This is a genomic window from Streptomyces sp. CA-210063 (genome assembly GCF_024612015.1).
Classification (GTDB): domain Bacteria; phylum Actinomycetota; class Actinomycetes; order Streptomycetales; family Streptomycetaceae; genus Streptomyces.
Map to the genome: position 1 here is coordinate 9692765 of NZ_CP102512.1, position 17200 is coordinate 9709964.

General features: G+C 72.6%; 11 protein-coding genes and 1 pseudogene. 5 read left to right on the forward strand and 7 right to left on the reverse strand.

Going from position 1 to position 17200, the window contains the following annotated elements:
- Nucleotides 1–167 precede the first annotated feature (167 nt).
- From JIX56_RS42515 to JIX56_RS42525, 3 genes are all read right to left on the reverse strand, one after another.
- Nucleotides 168–1145, reverse strand: coding sequence for an N-acetylglucosamine kinase (locus JIX56_RS42515; protein ID WP_257549089.1), 978 nt, complete (start codon nt 1143–1145; stop codon nt 168–170).
- Nucleotides 1142–1819, reverse strand: coding sequence for a uracil-DNA glycosylase (locus JIX56_RS42520; protein WP_257549091.1), 678 nt, complete (start codon nt 1817–1819; stop codon nt 1142–1144). Before JIX56_RS42520 ends, JIX56_RS42515 begins: the two co-directional genes overlap by 4 nt.
- 190 nt (nt 1820–2009) lie before the next feature.
- Nucleotides 2010–3095 carry a WD40/YVTN/BNR-like repeat-containing protein gene (locus JIX56_RS42525; RefSeq protein ID WP_257549093.1) on the reverse strand — a complete coding sequence of 362 codons (1086 nt, stop codon included), beginning with the start codon at nt 3093–3095 and terminating at the stop codon, nt 2010–2012.
- Between the two features lie 237 nt (nt 3096–3332).
- Between JIX56_RS42525 and JIX56_RS42530 the strand changes: the two genes are divergently transcribed.
- Nucleotides 3333–3914 carry an Rv1733c family protein gene (locus tag JIX56_RS42530; protein WP_257549095.1) on the forward strand — a complete coding sequence of 194 codons (582 nt, stop codon included), beginning with the start codon at nt 3333–3335 and terminating at the stop codon, nt 3912–3914.
- A 123-nt stretch (nt 3915–4037) separates the two neighbouring features.
- Here JIX56_RS42530 and JIX56_RS42535 read toward each other — a convergent pair whose 3' ends face one another.
- Complete coding sequence (locus tag JIX56_RS42535) at nt 4038–4820, reverse strand: pectate lyase (RefSeq protein WP_257549096.1); 783 nt, start codon at nt 4818–4820, stop codon at nt 4038–4040.
- A gap of 47 nt (nt 4821–4867) precedes the next feature.
- A complete protein-coding gene (locus JIX56_RS42540; protein ID WP_257549098.1) occupies nt 4868–5848 on the reverse strand; it encodes a pectate lyase family protein in 981 nt (326 codons plus the stop codon).
- A gap of 606 nt (nt 5849–6454) precedes the next feature.
- Between JIX56_RS42540 and JIX56_RS42545 the strand changes: the two are divergent.
- From JIX56_RS42545 to JIX56_RS42560, 4 genes and pseudogenes are all read left to right on the forward strand, one after another.
- Nucleotides 6455–6499, forward strand: a pseudogene (locus JIX56_RS42545) (hypothetical protein); the annotation flags it as partial.
- A gap of 187 nt (nt 6500–6686) precedes the next feature.
- Nucleotides 6687–8012: an extracellular catalytic domain type 1 short-chain-length polyhydroxyalkanoate depolymerase gene (locus tag JIX56_RS42550; protein WP_257549100.1), complete on the forward strand. Its 1326-nt coding sequence runs from the start codon at nt 6687–6689 to the stop codon at nt 8010–8012.
- Nucleotides 8013–8262: 250 nt separating this feature from the next.
- Nucleotides 8263–9567 carry an SGNH/GDSL hydrolase family protein gene (locus tag JIX56_RS42555; RefSeq protein ID WP_257551441.1) on the forward strand — a complete coding sequence of 435 codons (1305 nt, stop codon included), beginning with the start codon at nt 8263–8265 and terminating at the stop codon, nt 9565–9567.
- 108 nt (nt 9568–9675) lie between these two features.
- Nucleotides 9676–14217, forward strand: a complete 4542-nt coding sequence (locus JIX56_RS42560; RefSeq protein WP_257549102.1) for a cation-translocating P-type ATPase — start codon at nt 9676–9678, stop codon at nt 14215–14217.
- 31 nt (nt 14218–14248) lie between these two features.
- Here the strand turns inward: JIX56_RS42560 and JIX56_RS42565 are convergent, their stop codons facing one another.
- Entirely contained in the window at nt 14249–15637 is a 1389-nt protein-coding gene (locus tag JIX56_RS42565) for a nucleobase:cation symporter-2 family protein (RefSeq protein ID WP_257549103.1), read from the reverse strand.
- 129 nt (nt 15638–15766) lie between these two features.
- Entirely contained in the window at nt 15767–17113 is a 1347-nt protein-coding gene (locus JIX56_RS42570) for an FAD-dependent oxidoreductase (protein ID WP_257549105.1), read from the reverse strand.
- Between the last annotated feature and the right edge of the window lie 87 nt (nt 17114–17200).

Below are 17200 nucleotides of genomic sequence, written 5' to 3' on the forward strand. Positions count from 1 at the left end.
GTTCCCCTGTTCGGGGAGGGTGCAGGTGAGCGGTATCCGTCCGGATTTGTCTGATGAGTTACGTGCCGATCAGGGCCGTTCGATACCGTATTTATCTGCTGAGTGGTGCTCTTGGGTGTGCACGGCGATGCTTGTCCGACAGGCTGGATTACTCCCTGTTTCAGGTACTATTTTTCGGCCACCACGTACAACATCCGCTCGTCGTACGGCAACCCGATCCCGCCACCCGCCAGCGCGGCCGCGATGCGCACGGCCCCGGCCAACGGATCCCCCTCGGCCGGCACCCGCCGCGCGTGCGGCAGCCGCTCCGCCAACTCCGCCTCCAGGGGTACGAGGAGAGGGTCGCCCAGCTTGAACAGGCCCCCGGTCAGCGCCACTCGGGGCTCGCCCGAGGCCGGGCAGACGGCGGCGGCCGCGTCGGCCATGTGCCGGGCCGCCGCGCGCAGGATGTCCGCCGCCACCGGGTCGCCCCCGGCGCAGGCGGCCACCTCGGGCGCGAAGGACGCGAGGACCGCCGGACGGTCGGGCCTCGGATAGAGCCGGCCGGGCAGCCCGTCCAGCGGGCCGAACAACTCCTCGGCGCGGGCCCGCAGCCGGGCCGAACCGCCGGTCCGCCCGTCGTACGCCCGCAGCGCCGCCTCCAGTCCCGCCCGCCCGATCCACGCCCCGCCGCCGCAGTCCCCGAGCAGATGCCCCCAGCCGTCGGCCCGGCGCCACTTCTCCAGGTCCGTGCCGATCGCGATCAGCCCCGTCCCGGCGGCGATCACGGCACCCGGCCGCGCACCGAGGGCGCCGGTGTACGCGGTGACCGCGTCGGCCATCAGCGCGACCCGGCGCACCCCCAACTCGCGCGTCAGCGCCGTCGGCAGCTCGGCCCGCAGCTGCTCGCCGAGCGTCGCGAAGCCGGCGGCCCCGACGGCCACCGCGGCGGGAGGGTCGCAGTCGGCGTCGTCGAGCAGCCGCCGCGCGAGGGGCAGCAGTTGCTCCAGCAGATGTCCGGCGTCGATGCCGCGCGCACCGGTCCGCACCGGCTCTCCGGACGCGACCGGCTCGCCGAGCACCTCACCGCCCCGCGCCAGCACCGCCCGCAGCCCGGAGCCCCCGGAGTCCACGGCGAGCACGACGGGGGGCTCGCCGCCGGTCACGGCAGGCGCCAGTCCACCGGGGCGCCGCCCTGCCTGGTCAGCAGGTCGTTGGCGCGGCTGAAGGGGCGGGAGCCGAAGAAGCCGCGGTCGGCGGACATGGGGGAGGGATGGGCGGACTCGATGGAGGGGAGATCGCCGAGCAGGGGGCGCAGATTGCGGGCGTCGCGGCCCCAGAGGATCGACACCAGGGGGCGCCCACGCGCGGCCAGCGCTCGTATCGCCTGCTCGGTGACCTCCTCCCAGCCCTTGCCCCGGTGTGCGGCCGGCTTGCGCGGGGCCGTGGTGAGCGCCCTGTTGAGCAGCAGCACGCCCTGCTGGGTCCAGGGCGTCAGGTCACCGTTGGACGGCTGGGACAATCCCAGGTCGGTGTTGAGCTCCCGGTAGATGTTGAGCAGGCTGCCCGGCAGCGGCCGTACCTCCGGCGCGACCGAGAAGGACAGGCCCACCGCGTGACCCGGTGTCGGATAGGGGTCCTGCCCGACGATGAGGACGCGGACGTCGTCGAAGGGCTGTTGGAAGGCCCTCAGGACGTGGGGTCCGGCCGGGAGATAGGTGCGTCCGGCGGCGATCTCCGCGCGCAGGAAGTCGCCCATCTCGGCGATCCTTCCGGCCACGGGTTCGAGGGCCTTCGCCCAGCCCGGTTCGACGATTTCATGCAACGGTCGTGGTGCCACGGCGTCACCCTACTGCCGTAACGGCCATGACGATCAACCGGTGCTCAACCGGTGCTCAGCGGGTGCTCAGCGGGTGATCGATGATGACCGTTACGATGCCGAACAGGGCCGATCCCAGGACGACTTGGCGGACCGCACGGGTGACGTGCGGGACGACATCGACGACCGGACTCCCCCTGTCACCTCCGCCTCAGCCGACGACCGCCGCGCGTACGCACAGCACGTCCGGCAGGTGCGACACCAACTGCCGCCAGCTGTCGCCGTCGTCGGCCGACGCGTACACCTCGCCGTTGCGGTTGCCGAAGTACACCCCCGCCGGGTCCGCGCCGTCCGTGCACATCGCGTCGCGCAGCACCGTGCCGTAGTGGTCCGCTGTCGGCAGGCCCGCCGACAGCGGCTCCCAGCTCTTGCCCGCGTCCGCCGTGCGGAAGACCCGGCAGCGGTGGTCGGCCGGGACACGGTCCGCGTCGGCGTTGATCGGGAAGACATAGGCGGTGTCCCCCCGGTGCGGGTGGGCGACCGCGGCGAACCCGAACGTGGAGGGCAGGCCCGCGCCGATGTCCTCCCAGTGGGCGCCCGCGTCGTCGCTGCGGTACACCCCCCAGTGGTTCTGGAGGTACAGCCGGTCGGGCGTCGCCGCGTCCCGGGTCACCTTGTGCACGCACTGGCCGAACTCCGGGTTCGGGTCCGGCAGGAACACCGCGGAGACACCGGAGTTGGAGGGCGACCAGCTCGCGCCGCCGTCCTCGGTGCGGAACACCCCGGCGGCGGAGACGGCCACGGTCACCGCGCGCGGGTCGCGCCGGTCGGTGAGGATCGTGTGCAGCCCCTCGCCACCACCACCCGGCTGCCACTTGTCGCGGGTCGGGTGCTCCCACAGCGGCCGTACCAGCTCGAAGGTCTCCCCGCGGTCCTCCGAGCGGTACAGCGCGGCCGGTTCCGTGCCCGCGAACACCACGTCCGGCTCGGCGGCCGACGGGTGCAGCTGCCACACCCGCTCCAGCGAGGCGCCGGTGTCCTTCGGGAACCTGACCGCGGGCTGCGCCGGCTCGGTCCAGGTGCGGCCCAGGTCGTCGGAGTGGAAGACGGACGGACCCCAGTGCGCGCTGTCGCCGCCGACCAGCAGGCGGGGCGTGTCCGTACGGGTGTCGATGGCGATCGCGTAGACCGCCTGCGCGTTGAAGTAGGGAGTCTCGTCGAACTCCCATGCGCCGCCGCGCCGCCGCCCGATGAAGAGCCCCTTGCGCGTGCCTACGGTGAGCAGTGCGTCGGCCATCCCGGCCACCTCCTGGACATCGTCGTCTCAGTCACGGGCCAGTCTGCACCTCACCACTGACAGTCACCCCTCGGAACACCTTCGCCGCAGGTCAGAGGGCGTGGGAGGGGGCGGCGGGGGAGCGGGGGACCGCCCGGGGCCGGGCGGGGTGACCCACATCGCATGAGCAGGCGGAGGGCCGCCGCCGTATGGGAGAGCGGTCCGGCTGTCCTGCGTGTGTGAGGGAGGGTGCCTCCGATGGTGGCATTCCGTGGTCCGAAGGTGTGGTTGTGGCGATGGCGGCGCAACCCGCTCAGAAGGCGCGGCGACCGGCTGGAGTCCTGGGTCGTGCTGATCACCTGGACCCTGACCCTGTTCGGCGGGGTGGTCACGGGCCTCATGGCCGCGGACTCCGTCGAGTCCGGCCTCGCCCGGCAGCGCGCCGAGTGGCGTCCCGTCGGCGCGCTCCTCACCGAGGACGCGCCGGAGCCGTCCGGTGCGAGCGGTACCGGCACGGAGAAGGTGTGGGCGAAGGTCCGCTGGACGGCGCCGGACGGCTCCTCCCGCGAGGGGCAGGCCCGGGTCGATCCCGCCAGCCTGATGGGCACCCCGGTCACCGTCTGGACGGACGCCGAGGGCCTCCTGGTCACCAAGCCGGCCGGCGAGTCCCAGGCGCGGCTGCGTGCCGCGCTCGTCGGCGGTCTCGCGGGTGTGTTCGTGGCCGCCGTGCCCTTCGTGGGCGGCCGGCTCGTACGCGGCCGTATGGAGCGGCGGCGGATGGACCAGTGGGACGAGGAGTGGGAGCGGATCGGCCCGCTCTGGGAGCGCAAGATCTGGTGAGGTCGGGCGGGGTGTGACTGTGACGGTGATCGCCCCGCGCGAACGGCCGACGGCCGGACGAGGCCCGTGGGGGAGGGCTCCGTCCGGCCGTCGGTGGGACTCACCGGTGGGTGACGAGCGGTCTCACCTGTAGGTGATGTCCGAGGTGGAGTACAGGCAGTTGGTGCTGTCGGGGCCCGTACCCACGGCGGTGGTGTTGTTGTACTTCTGGCACGGGACGACCTTGCGGCTGCTGTCGTTGAGGATCGTGATGCCCCGCAGGGTCGCCACGTCGCCGCGGTTGACGTTGATGCCGACGAGCCGCGCGGTGGAGCCGGTCCCGGTCACCTCGATGTTGCTGAGGTTCACCTTGCGCGTGTACTGCGTGGAGCAGTCGCCGCACGAGCGGTACAGGGTCTTGAACTCGCTGACCGCGAAGTTGGAGATGTTCACGGTGCCGGGCCCGTTGTGCTGGAAGACCTTGTCCGCCGCCTTCTTGGCGCCGCCGCCGGTCACCGTGTAGGTGGAGCCGCCGCGGAAGGTCGCCGCGTCCTCGCCGACGTCCTCCCACCAGACGTTCTGCAGGGTGCAGTTGCCCTCGCAGTGGATGCCGTCGGCGCCGGGCGCGCCGATGATGACGTTCTTCAGCGTCGCGCCGGCCGCGAGCTTGAAGATCGGGTCCTGGCCCTCTTCCTGGCCGTCGCCGGCCAGGGCGCCGCTGCCGTAGTAGCGCACCATGCCGCCGTCCCTGGTGCCCGACACGTTGATGGTCGAGCTCACCGGCTGGCTGTTGCTGGGCGTCGGCCAGGTGGCGGCGTTCGCCGGGGTGGCCCCACTAGTCATGATCATGCCAAACGAGAGGCTGAACGCGGCGAACGTGCCGGTCAGCGCGCGCGTGCGGGCACGCGGACGTGTTGCAGAAGTCATGTCCCGATTCCTTCTGTTGTCCGAGCGGATGGGGGGTTGGAGGGTTCTCAGAGTTTTCCGGCCCCCGCGCCCGACGTCACCGAGGCGACGACGGATGAGGCGGACTCGGCGGTGTAGCTGTAGGGCGGGGTGGTGAAGCTCCCCACCCGGGAGATCTCGGTGGCGGCCCCACCGAGGTCGTTGCCGCGCAGATTGGCGTAGCCGTCCACGTCACTGCTGCGGTTCGTGGTGACCGCGACTCCCGTGTTGCGGAAGACGTTGTTCTCCACGAGCATCTGGGCGCCCATGCGCGAGTGGCAGGCGGTCTCGGCGCCGTCCACGTAGTTGTTGTAGAAGTGCCCGGTGCCGAAGCGCAGGCTGGGGATGCGCGAGTAGACGTTGCCGAAGTGGTTGTGGTGGTACGTCACCTTCAGGTGGCCGGTGTCCTCGGAGGCGTTGTTGTCGCTGTGGCCGACGAGCGAGCCCTTGAAGTGCTCCTTGAAGGTGTTCCAGGACACCGTCACGTTGTCGGAACCGTGGTTGATGTCCAGCAGACCGTCGTAGTAGTCCTTGTCGTGCGAGCGGTCCGCCGAGAAGGAGTTGTGGTCGATCCACACCTTCGTGGACTCCTGGACGGTGATGCCGTCGGCGGGGGCGACCGGCTTGCTGATGTTCAGGTTGCGGACGACGACGTTGGTCTCTTCCTTGATCCGCAGGCCGCCGCCGGTGAACCCGGACGACGAACCCACGCCCAGCACCGTCGTGTTGGAGCCGATGTCCACCTGACCGCTCAGGGAGATCAGGCCGTTGACGCGGACGACCTTGGCCGCGTTGCCGGTGACGGCGCTCTGGAAGGCGGCGAGCGTCGAGACGGTGACCGGGGTGGCGCTGCCGCCGCCGGTGGTCCCGGCGCCGTAGCCGATCGGTGCGGTCTCCGCGGCTCCGGCGGACTGCGGCAGGGCGAGGACGGCGGCTGTCGCCAGGGCGGCCGCGGCGGCCACCAGGGCTGATCTTTGCGTGTGTGTACGTGGGGGGACGGTGGTACGCATGCGGGTGCGTCCCTTCAGGAGAGCTGACGGGCCATGTAGATGAACAGCGTTCTGTATGTTGATCGACACGCTCGAGCGGAAAGATCGAGGTGCGGACCTCGATGGTGCAGGTGGAGCGGTTTCTCGGGGAGTGGGGGACCCCGGCGTGCCTGGCCCTTGCCAAGTGGCGTTGGCGGGCAGTTCACACTGCTGAACGGAACGTAGGGGGCAAGCGCTTTCTAGTCAACGCTTTGCGCAAAAGACATTGGGTCGGGCCTGGTGAGCGCGGTCGGGTGGGTTCGGTCGGGTGGTCGACCGGTTACGGCCCACCCGCGCGAGCGAATTCTTTCGACACGTGGGAGCGCTTCCATGGCAACCATGTGCATGTCACGATGCTCGGCGGACGCTTCCCTTCCGAGAGGGGCGAGTCGATGACGACTCCACGTGTGCGTACGTTCGCCAGCGGACTGGTCCTGGCGTCGCCCGGCCGGGTGGACCCCCTGCCCGGCTCCTTCACCTGGTCCTCGACCGGCCCGTTGATCTCCCCGGAAACCGGGCGCCGCGTCCCAATACCGCTCCCGCACCACGGTCGGCGAGTTCCCGGGAGGCTTCCGGGACACCGAGATCGTGCTCTCCGAGCCCCACCGCTTCGACCTCTTCGAGGCGAGCAACGTCTACCGGATCGGCGACAGCGGCGGGTACCTGATGCTCGTCGAGGCGCTCGCCATCCGCTCGACCAACGTGACCTTCGCGGCGGCCTGCTCACCCGGACCAACTCTGACCCGGACCGGCCCCTCTTGCCGACTGCCGGCCCGGACCGACCCCTCTTGCCGAACCCGTGACAGGAAGGCACAACGACGTGACCCTCACCCCCCACGACCGCACGCGCGGACCGCTGCGTTCGGTACTCGTCGCGCTGCTGGGAGCCCTGGTGCCGTTGCTCGCGGCCACGCTCCTCACCGCGCCCACGGCCGCCGCGGCGGACGCGAAGGCCGAGGCCGCTCCCCGGGCGGCCCTCACCGAGATCACCGGCTTCGGCACGAACCCCAGCAACCTGCAGATGTACCTGTACGTGCCGGACAGCGTCACCGCGAACCCGGCGATCGTGGTGGCCGTGCACTACTGCACCGGCTCAGGACCGGCGATGTACAACGGCACCGAGTACGCCTCGCTGGCCGACCGGTACGGGTTCATCGTCGTGTACCCGTCCGTCACCCGCAGCAGCAAGTGCTTCGACGTCGCCTCCCCGCAGGCGCTGACCCGCGGCGGCGGCAGCGACCCCGTGGGCATCAAGTCCATGGTCGACTGGACCGTCCGCACCTACGACGCCGACACCGACCGCGTCTTCGCCACCGGCATCTCCTCCGGCGCGATGATGACCAACGTCCTGCTCGGCGACTACCCCGACGTGTTCGCCGCCGGCGCCGCCTTCGCGGGCGTGCCCTTCGCCTGCTTCGCCACCACCAACGGCTCGGAGTGGAACAGCGACTGCGCGAACGGCACCATCACGCGCACCCCGCAGGCCTGGGGCGACCTGGTCCGCGGCGCCTACCCCGGATACACCGGGACCCGGCCCCGTATGCAGGTGTGGCACGGCACCGAGGACGACGTGCTGCGCTACCCGAACTTCGGCGAGGAGATCAAGCAGTGGACCCACGTGCACGGTGTCAGCCAGACACCGGCCGCCACCGACTCGCCCCAGTCCGGCTGGACCCGCACCCGCTACGGCGGCACCGGTGACCGCGCCCCCGTCGAGGCCATCAGCCTCCAGGGCACCGGTCACAACCTCTACGCCTGGGGCATGGCCGAGCGCGTCCTCACCTTCTTCGGCCTCAACAGCTCCGGCCCCGCGCCCCAGCCCCCGGCCGGCCCCTGCAAGGTGACCGTCACCACCAACGCGTGGAGCACCGGCCTGACCGCCTCGGTCACCCTCACCAACACCGGTACGACGGCGGTCAACGGCTGGAAACTGGGCTTCACCCTGCCCTCCGGACAGGCCATCACCAACGGCTGGGGCGCCACCTACAGCCCGGCGAGCGGCGCTGTGACCGCGACCAACGCCACGTACAACGCCGCGATCGCACCCGGCGCGAGCGTCAGCATCGGCTACCAGGCGAACCACACGGGCAACAGCGCCGCACCGTCGTCGTACACGCTCAACGGGACGGCGTGTACGAGCGCTTGACGTGTCCGAGGGGCCGCCCGCGCTGACCGGCCTGCGGTCCCCGCCCGCCCTCCGACCTCACCGACCTCCCGTCCCCGCCGCCCTCCGACTCACCGATCTCCCGCCCGACCAGCCCTCCGGGCGTGCGCCGACGAGGTGCGCGCCCGGACATCGTCGATGCTCGCCCCACTTCCGGAGAAAGGCACCGCCCTTGCCATCGCCCAGAACCCCGCAGCCCTCCGAGCCGGCCGGCAGAGCGCCGCTCACCACCCTGATCGCCACCTGCGTCCTCGCTCTGGCCCTGATGGTGGCATCGTCCGCCGTGGTGGCCCTGGTCAGGAGCCCGCAGCGGACGGACGGCGCCGGCACCCGCGACGCGGCGACGTCCGCCCGGCACTGGGTGAACACCTGGTCCGCGATGCCGCAGCTCACCGAGCCCCACAACATGCCACCGGCGCCGTTCACCGGGGACCGTGCCGTGCTCGTCGACACCACCCTGCGGCAGACCGTGCGCGTCACCACCGGCGGCGACCGCGTCCGGCTGCGTTTCTCCAACGCCTTCGGGGGCAGCGCGCTGCCGCTGACCACCGTGACGGTGGCCCTTCCGCTGGGCGGGCAGGCGGGGGTCGGCGCGATCGAACCCGGCACGTCCCGGACGGTGACCTTCAGCGGCCGGGAGTCCACGACCGTGCCGGTCGGCGCCCAAGTGGTCTCGGACCCGCTGGACTTCACGCTGAAGCCGGGCGCCAACCTGACCGTGACGGCGTACCTGGCCGAGGGCCAGGCGTCCCTCGCCCTCACCTCGCACCCGGGCTCCCGCACCACCTCGTACCTCCGGCACGGCGACCACACCGAGGACACGGACCTGCCCGGAGCGACCCCGACCAACCACTGGTACCTGCTCAGCGATGTCGAGGTGCTGTCCCGGCCCGCCACGACCGCGGTCGCCGTCCTCGGCGACTCGCTCACCGACGGCCGCGGCTCCACCACCAACGGCAACAACCGCTGGCCCGACCAGCTCTTCGATCGCCTCCAGCAGAAGCCCGGCACCCGGCACATCGCCGTGGTGAACCAGGCGGCCGGCGGCAACCGCGTCCTCAACGACGGACTCGGCCCGAGCGCCCTCGCCCGCCTGGACCGCGACATCCTGGCCCACAGCGCCGTCGAACAACTGATCGTCTTCGAGGGAATCAACGACATCGGGACCGCCGAGGCCACCCCCGCCGCCCAGCAGCGCGTCACCGCCGACCTCATCGCCGCCTACGAGCAGTTCGTCGTCCGCGCCCACGCCCAGGGCATCCGCGTCTACGGCGCGACCCTGCTGCCCTTCGGCGGCAACACTCCGTACGACGACGCCGCCGGACACCGGGAGACGGCCCGGCAGGCCGTCAACACCTGGATCCGGACCAGCGGCCGCTTCGACGCCGTCCTCGACTTCGACCGCGCGGTCCGCGATCCCGCGAACCCGCGCCGACTCCTCCCGACCCTCCACGACGGCGACTGGCTGCACCTCAACCCCGAGGGCTACCGGATCCTGGCCGCAGCGGTTCCGGCCCGCCTGCTCCAGCGGAGGTGAGCGGCCCGCCACGGCGGCGGACATGCTCACAGACGGCGTGGATGACGAGCCGTTTCGCGGGAACCCGGCTCCCCTCGGAAGAGGATCACGCTCGAGGTGAGGAGAGTCATGGCACGAGGTGGCCGGTGGGGTGGCGAGCAGGATGACGAGCAGGGTGAGCGGGGGCACGCCGCAGGTCTCGGGCTGCTGACCCGTCCGACGGCTGTCGCCACCGGGCTCGCGACGGCGGGGCCCCGGCTGCTGGCGCGAGGCGCCGGGACCGCGGTGGGCATGGCCGCCGCAGCGGTGGCCGGAGCGGCGCGGACGGGCGTACGGAGCGTGGACACCGCGGCGCACGCCGCGCGCGTCGCCCGCAACGCCCTGCCGGGAGGCGCGCGCCCCTGGCGCTCCGGTGCACGGGCCCATTTCCCGCTGCGTCCCGAGACCCTCGAACGGACACGGCGGGAGGGCGGGACGGAACACGTGGCCCGCAAGGTCGCCGCGGCGCTGGCGGAACGGCCCGACGTGGCGCTCGCGTACTGGGACCGGGGACTGGCGCGGCTCGTGGTGGCCGCGGCCGAGGAGGCGCTCAGCGACGAGGTGGTGGAGGAGACCATCGCGCTCGCCGCCCGGCACGGACTGTCGACGACGGACGAGACCGTGGACGGGTACGCCCATCCCGGTGACGCGGCGGGGATACGGGCCGCCGCGGCGGCTCTCGCCGCCGACGTCCTCGGCACCGGGGTCGCGCTCGCCGGGTCCTTCCTGCGCCTGCCGCCCTCGCCGCGGCTGGTGACCGCGGTGGCGACGCTGCTGCGCGAGAACCCGCGCTTCCGCGGATTCCTGCGCGACCGCCTCGGCGCGTCCCGCATGGACGTCCTGCTGGCCGCCGGCAACGCCGCGGTGCACGGTGCCGGGCAGACACCGATCGCTCTCTTGCTCGACGGTGCGCTGCGCACCTGCCAACTGGGGGACACGGTGGCGCGCGCGACCGCGTTCGACACCGCCCACGACCAGGTGTGCACGCCGGTACGGGTCGGTCTGCCCCCACGCCCCTCCGTGCGCCCGCCGCTGCGGACCACCCCCGCCCAGGAGTACGCCGCCCACGCCACCACCGGCAGTGTGCTGGGCGCCGTGGCCACCCTGCTGGTCAAGCACGACGGCCAGGAGGCCGCCGAGGCGGTGCTCTCGGGCTCGCCCAAGGCCGCGCGCTACGGGCCCGCCGCCTTCCACGCCGTACTGAGCGGGGCACTGGCCCGGACCGGCGTGCTGGTGCGCGACGCGGAGCGGCTGCGGCAGCTGGAGACGGTCGACACGATCGTCCTGCACCCCAGCGCGCTGCGGACCCCCGGAGCGGGCGCGGACCCCTGGGCCGAGACCGTCCTGGACGCGGCACGCCGAGCCCGCCTCACCGTCGTCATGGTGGACGACCCGGCGCTGCGCGACTTCACCAGCCTCGCGGACCAGGTCGTGGACAGTGCGCGGCCGTTCCGCGAGGTCGTGCGGGCACTGCGCGATGAGGGCGCCACCGTCCTCACGGTCGCCCGGCTGCCTTCGGCCGACCCCGAAGCGGACGTCGACGACACCCGCGTACGGGTCGACGACACCCACGTACCGGTCGACGACACGTACGCACAGGACGGCGACACGTACGCACAGGACGCCATGAACGTGCTGGACGGGCTGCTCGGCGGTGACGTGGCCGTCGCCCTCGCGGACGGGGACAGTGCCGTCGTCTGGGGCGCGGACGTCCTGGCCCTGAACGGCCCGGCCGATGTGTGGCGGCTGTTGACCGCGGTCCCGGCGGCCCGCGCGGTGGGCCGCCGCTCGCAGATCCTGGCCCGGTCCGGCGCCGCCCTCTCCGGGCTGCTCGTGGCCGTCGGCGAGTCGAAGGGGCCGCGCCGCTCGCCCCTGCCCGGGCTGCGGCACGTCCCCGTGGACGTCGCCGCCGCCACGGCCCTGCTCACCGGCGCACGGTCGGCACTCGGTGTGGCGATGACCCGGGCGCCCCGTCCTCGCCCGCGTACGGCCTGGCACGCACTCGAACCGGACGACGTCCTCACCCGGCTGGAGCACGAGCCCGGCGCCGGCACCGACATGACGCCGATCGAGGAGGCGACGACCCGACTGCACGAGGCGGCCGACGCGATGGGGCATGCCCCCGCGATGGCTCCCGTGCGCTGGACCCTCGAACTCGCCCGAGCCGTCCGCGGCGAGCTCGACGACCCCCTCACCCCCGTGCTGGCGGTCGGCTCCGCCGCGTCCGCGATCCTCGGATCGGTCGTGGACGCCCTCCTCGTCTTCGGCGCGCTCGACCTGAACGCCCTCGTCGGCGGTGTGCAGCGGCTGCGGGCCGAGCGGGCCCTGTCCGGGCTGCTCGCGGACCAGAAACGGAAGGCCCGCGTCACGCCCAGGGACGCGGAGGAGCCGACCGCGCCACCCGCCGAGGACACGTCGGCCGAGGCCCGGACGGTGGACGCCGCCGGGCTCACCCCCGGCGATGTGATCGAGCTGAAGGGGGACGACGTGGTCCCGGCCGACGCCCGGCTGCTGTGGGAGGACGGACTGGAGGTGGACGAGTCGGCGCTCACCGGCGAGTCCCTGCCGGTGGACAAGCGGACGGCCCCGACTCCCCGCGCCCCGGTGGCCGACCGCTCCTGCATGGTCTTCGAGGGCACGACCGTGGTGGCCGGTCAGGCCCGGGCCGTCGTGGTCGGAACCGGCGACCGCACCGAGGCCGCACGCGCTGTCGCCCTCGCCGCCCGTACGCCCCCGTCCGCCGGAGTGCAGGCGAGGATCCAGGAACTCACCCGTAAGGCACTGCCGTTGACCATGGCCGGTGGCGCGGCGGTCACGGGTCTGGCCCTGCTGCGCGGCACGCCCATCCGGGAGGCGGTGAGCGGTGGAGTCGCGGTGGCCGTCGCCGCCGTCCCCGAAGGACTGCCGCTGGTCGCGACGGTGGCGCAACTGTCGGCCGCCCGCCGACTGAGCCGCCACGGCGTCCTCGTCCGCACCCCGCGCACCCTGGAGGCGCTGGGCCGCATGGACACCGTCTGCTTCGACAAGACGGGCACCCTCACGGAGAACCGCCTCCGTGTGGTGCGCGTCACCGAGGCCGACGGCACGGTTCGCGCCGCCAAGGACACGGCCCCCGACGACATGCCCCGCACCCTGCGCGTCGCCGCCCGTGCCTGCCCCCGGCTCAACGGCTCGTCCTCCCGCCCGGTGCACGCCACCGACGAGGCGGTGCTGAAGGCGGCCGGGCCCGACCCCGAGTGGGAGCAGACCGAGGGACGGCCGTTCGAGGCTGCCCGTGGTTACGCCGCCGCCGTCGGCCGGGCGGGCGACGGCACCCCGGCCCTGGTGGTCAAGGGCGCCCCGGAGACGCTCCTGCCCGTCTGCCGTGACCTCCCGGACCACGCGTCCGGGACGGCACAGTCGCTGGCCCGCGACGGGCTGCGTGTCCTGGCGGTCGCCGAACGTCCGCTGCGCGCGGGCGAGGAGCCGTCGGACGCCCTCGAAGCGCCCCTGGACGAACTGGAGTTCACCGGCCTGCTCGCCCTGGCCGACGTACCGCGCGAGACGTCCACGGCGCTCGTGCACGGGCTGCGCGGGGCGGGCGTACGGCCGGTCATGCTGACCGGCGACCACCCGCAGACCGCGCGCGCGATCGCCGCCGAACTGGGCTGGCCCGAGGACACCACCGTCGTCACGGGCGACGAACTCGCGTCCGCCGACAGGTCGGTACGGGCCCGGATGCTGCGCGACGCGGGAGTCGTGGCACGCGTCGCGCCCGAGCAGAAGCTCCAGGTCGTCGAGGCGCTGCGGGACGCCGGCCGGGTGGTCGGGATGGTCGGCGACGGCGCCAACGACGCCGCGGCCATCCGTGCCGCCGACATCGGCGTGGGCATCCAGGCCCGTGGCTCGGCGGCCGCCCGCAACGCGGCCGACCTCGTCCTGACCGACGACGACCTGACGGTGCTCATCGAGGCGGTCACCGAAGGCCGGTCCCTGTGGCACAGCGTCACCGACGCCATCGCCATCCTCATCGGCGGCAACGCGGGCGAGGTCGGCTTCGGCATCCTCGGCACCCTCCTCGCGGGCTCGGCCCCGCTCTCCACGCGCCAGATGCTGCTCGTGAACCTGTTCACGGACCTGTTCCCCGCGATGGCGGTGGCCGTGACACCGAAGGAGGAGCCGTCCGACGAGGACGGGGACGCGCACGAGGGCGACGCCCCGGGCACCGAACCCCTGGGCACCTCGCTCCTCGGCGCACCTCTCATCCGTCAGATCCGCCACCGCGCCCTGACCACCTGCCTGGGCGCGACCATCGCCTGGCTGATCGGCCGTTTCACCCCGGGCACCGCGCGCCGTTCGACGACGATGGCCCTGTGCGGCGTGGTCGGCACCCAGCTGGCCCAGACCCTCGCCGACCGCCGGCACAGCCCGCTGGTCCGCACCACGGCGCTCGGCTCCGCCGCCGCCCTCGTCGCCCTGATCCAGATCCCCGGCGCCAGCCACTTCTTCGGCTGCACCCCCCTCGGCCCGGTCGCCTGGGCGGGCGTCGCCACGGCGATCGCCCTCGCGGTGGCGGGCCAACGGACACTGCCCGACCTGGAGCGGACCGTCCAGCGGCTGGTGCGGGGACGCATCCCGGCCGGGACGCCCTAGGGGGTGTGGTGAAAGTCCCGCACAGCACCCTCTAGACGGCCTCTTCCCGGGGCTTCTCGACACCCTCGGGGACGTTGCCGCCCGGTGGGCCGCCGGCCTCGGCGGCAGCTGAACCGGACCTCGCCGGAAGGTGGTTGAAGAGCAGGTTCAGCACGATCGCCGTGAGGCACCCCGCGCTGATGCCGCTGTTCATCACCGTCTGGAACCAGTCCGGGAACTTCGCGTAGACCGTGGGCACGCCGACCGGCAGCATGCCCACGGCCACCGAGACGGCCACGATCGTCAGGTTGTGGTTGCCCTTGAAGTCGACCTGCGTGAGCGTGCGCAGCCCGCTCGCGGCGACCGTACCGAACATCACCAGCCCCGCGCCGCCGAGCACCGGCGCCGGGATCGCCGCGACCACCGCGCCCAGCTTGGGCAGCAGACCGAGCAGCACGAGGATGCCGCCGGCCGCCGCGACGACCCAGCGGCTGCGCACCCGGGTCATACCGACCAGGCCCACGTTCTGCGCGTAGGCCGTGTACGGGAAGGTGTTGAAGACACCTCCGAGGACCGTGGAGAAGCCGTCGGCCCGCAGCCCGTCGGCGAGGGAACGCGATTCCACCTTGCGGTCCGTCATCTCGCCGACCGCGATCAGGTCACCGGTGGTCTCGGTCATGGTGACAAGGGCGACGACCAGCATCGACACGATCGCCGAGACGTGGAACGTGGGTGCCCCGAAGTGGAAGGGCGTGCTGATGCCCACCCAGTCGGCGTCCCGCACCCCGCCGAAGTCCGTGAACCCCAGCGGCACCGCGACCGCGAGCCCCACGACGATGCCGATCAGCACGGCGATCCGGCTGAGGAACACGGGGGCGAACCGCTGCACGCCCAGCACGACGAGCAGGACGAACGCCGCGAGCGCCAGGTTCCTGGGCTCACCGAAGTCCTTCGCGCCGACTCCGCCGGCCGCCCAGTTGCCGGCCACCGGCAGGAGGGAGAGGCCGATGATCAGGATCACCGTGCCGGTCACGAGCGGAGGGAAGAAGCGGAGGAGTCTGCCGAACACCGGGGCCAGCAGCATGATCGCCAGGCCGGCCACGATGACCGAGCCGTAGATCGCGGGGAGGCCGCCGCCCTCCGTCCCGATCAGCACCATGGGGGAGACGGCCGCGAAGGTGCAGCCCTGCATGATCGGGAGCCGTACGCCGAAGCGCCATACGCCGACGCACTGGATCAGTGTCGCGATGCCGCACACGAGGAGATCCGCGGTGATCAGATAGGCGAGGTCGGCGGGTGGGAGTCGCATCGCGCCGCCCACGATGAGGGGGACGGCGACGGCTCCCGCGTACATGGCGAGGACGTGTTGGAGGCCGAATGCCGCGAGTTGGCGGATGGGGGGTACTTCGTCGACGGGATGGGCGGGGGTGGTGGTTGCCATGGGCGAGACCCTAGGCGATTTAAACAGTCTGTTGATTTCTGGGGTGTTGCCTGTCTGTGTTCAGAGCGCGGGTGGGTGGGGGCTTGTCGCGCCCACGCGGCGGAGCCGCACATGTCACAGCCCGCGCCCCTAAAGGGGCCCGCTGCCTTGTGCGGCGGTCATCAGGGACTCCCAGTCCGGGAGTTTCACGACCCCTCTGCCCAGTGAGGCGCCCAACTCCGCCTCAGCCCTCTCGATCGCCTGCCAACCCGACCACTCCACCGGCGTGCAGCCCTCTGCCCTCAGTGCCGACAGTGGGCCGTCCGGAACCGACCTGCTCACCAGTGCCGGGGCGTCCTCCAACAGCGATGTCACCGTCTCCTTCGCGCACGGGCGGTTGGTGCCGATCACTCCGGTCGGGCCCCGCTTGATCCAGCCGGCCACGTACTCGCCCGGTGCTGCCACGCCGTCCCGCACCACGCGTCCGGCGACGTTCGGGACCGTGCCGCGGGCAGGGTCGAAGGGGAGGCCCCCCAGGGGGACCCCTCGGTAGCCGACCGAGCGCAGGACGAGTTGGGCCTCGATCTCCTCGTAGCGGCCGGTTCCGGTCAGGCCGCCGTGGCCGTCCGGGGCCGTGCGTTCCAGGCGTACGCCGCAGACGCGGTCGCCGTCGGCGAGGAGTTCGACGGGGCGGAGGAAGAAGCGCAGGCGGATGTGGTGGCGGCCGGACGCGGGGGGCGCGGTGGCCCAGCCGCGCAGGACCTCGACGTTGCGGCGCTGGGCGGCGGGGAGGGACGACGGGTCGACGTAGTCGGGGTCCAGTTCCAGCTCCGCCGGGTTCACGGTGACCTGGGTGTCCGGGAGCGTGCTCAGCTCGCGCAGTTCCTTCGTGGTGAAGCGGGCCTGGGAGGGGCCGCGGCGGCCCACCATGTGGATCTGGCCGACCTCGCTGGCGGCGAGGGAGGTGAGGGCCGCCTGGGGCATGTCGGTGGGGCTCAGCTCGGTCGTGCCGCGTGCGAGCATACGGGTGACGTCGACCGCGACGTTGCCGACGCCGATGACCACGGCGGACCGTGCGCCGAGGACGAAACCGTCCGCCACGGCGTCGGGGTGCGCGCTGTACCAGGAGACGAACTCGGTCGCCGACCAGCTGCCGCGCAGGTCCTCGCCCGGGATGCCGAGCCGGCGGTCGGTGGCGGCGCCCACGCAGTACACGACCGCGTGGTACAGCTCCCGCAGCCGGGCGGCCGGCACACCGTGCGGGCCCACCTGGACGCCGCCGAGGAACCGCACCCGCTCGTGCTCCAGCACGGTGCGCAGGTTGTTCTGCAGCGATTTGATCTTCTCGTGGTCCGGCGCCACCCCGTAGCGCACCAGGCCGTACGGGCACGGCAGCCGGTCCAGGACGTCGACGAGCACCTCGGGATCCTGCTGGACGAGGCTCTGGGCGGTGTAGCACCCGCTCGGCCCGGAACCGATGACGGCGACACGCAGCACGGCGGAACTCCTTACGCGAGGAGATCGCTGATATCTCCAGGATGGCACCGCTGGGCGTACCGGGGGAGGGGCGCGGAGGCGAGGGAG

What these genes read in the sequence shown, in the direction of transcription:
- JIX56_RS42525 (WP_257549093.1), bottom strand. Translation starts at nt 3,095, where the DNA reads ATGGCCGACGCACTGCTCACCGTAGGCACGCGCAAGGGGCTCTTCATC.
- JIX56_RS42530 (WP_257549095.1), top strand. Translation starts at nt 3,333, where the DNA reads ATGGTGGCATTCCGTGGTCCGAAGGTGTGGTTGTGGCGATGGCGGCGC.
- JIX56_RS42535 (WP_257549096.1), bottom strand. Translation starts at nt 4,820, where the DNA reads ATGACTTCTGCAACACGTCCGCGTGCCCGCACGCGCGCGCTGACCGGC.
- JIX56_RS42540 (WP_257549098.1), bottom strand. Translation starts at nt 5,848, where the DNA reads ATGCGTACCACCGTCCCCCCACGTACACACACGCAAAGATCAGCCCTG.
- JIX56_RS42560 (WP_257549102.1), top strand. Translation starts at nt 9,676, where the DNA reads ATGGCACGAGGTGGCCGGTGGGGTGGCGAGCAGGATGACGAGCAGGGT.
- JIX56_RS42565 (WP_257549103.1), bottom strand. Translation starts at nt 15,637, where the DNA reads ATGGCAACCACCACCCCCGCCCATCCCGTCGACGAAGTACCCCCCATC.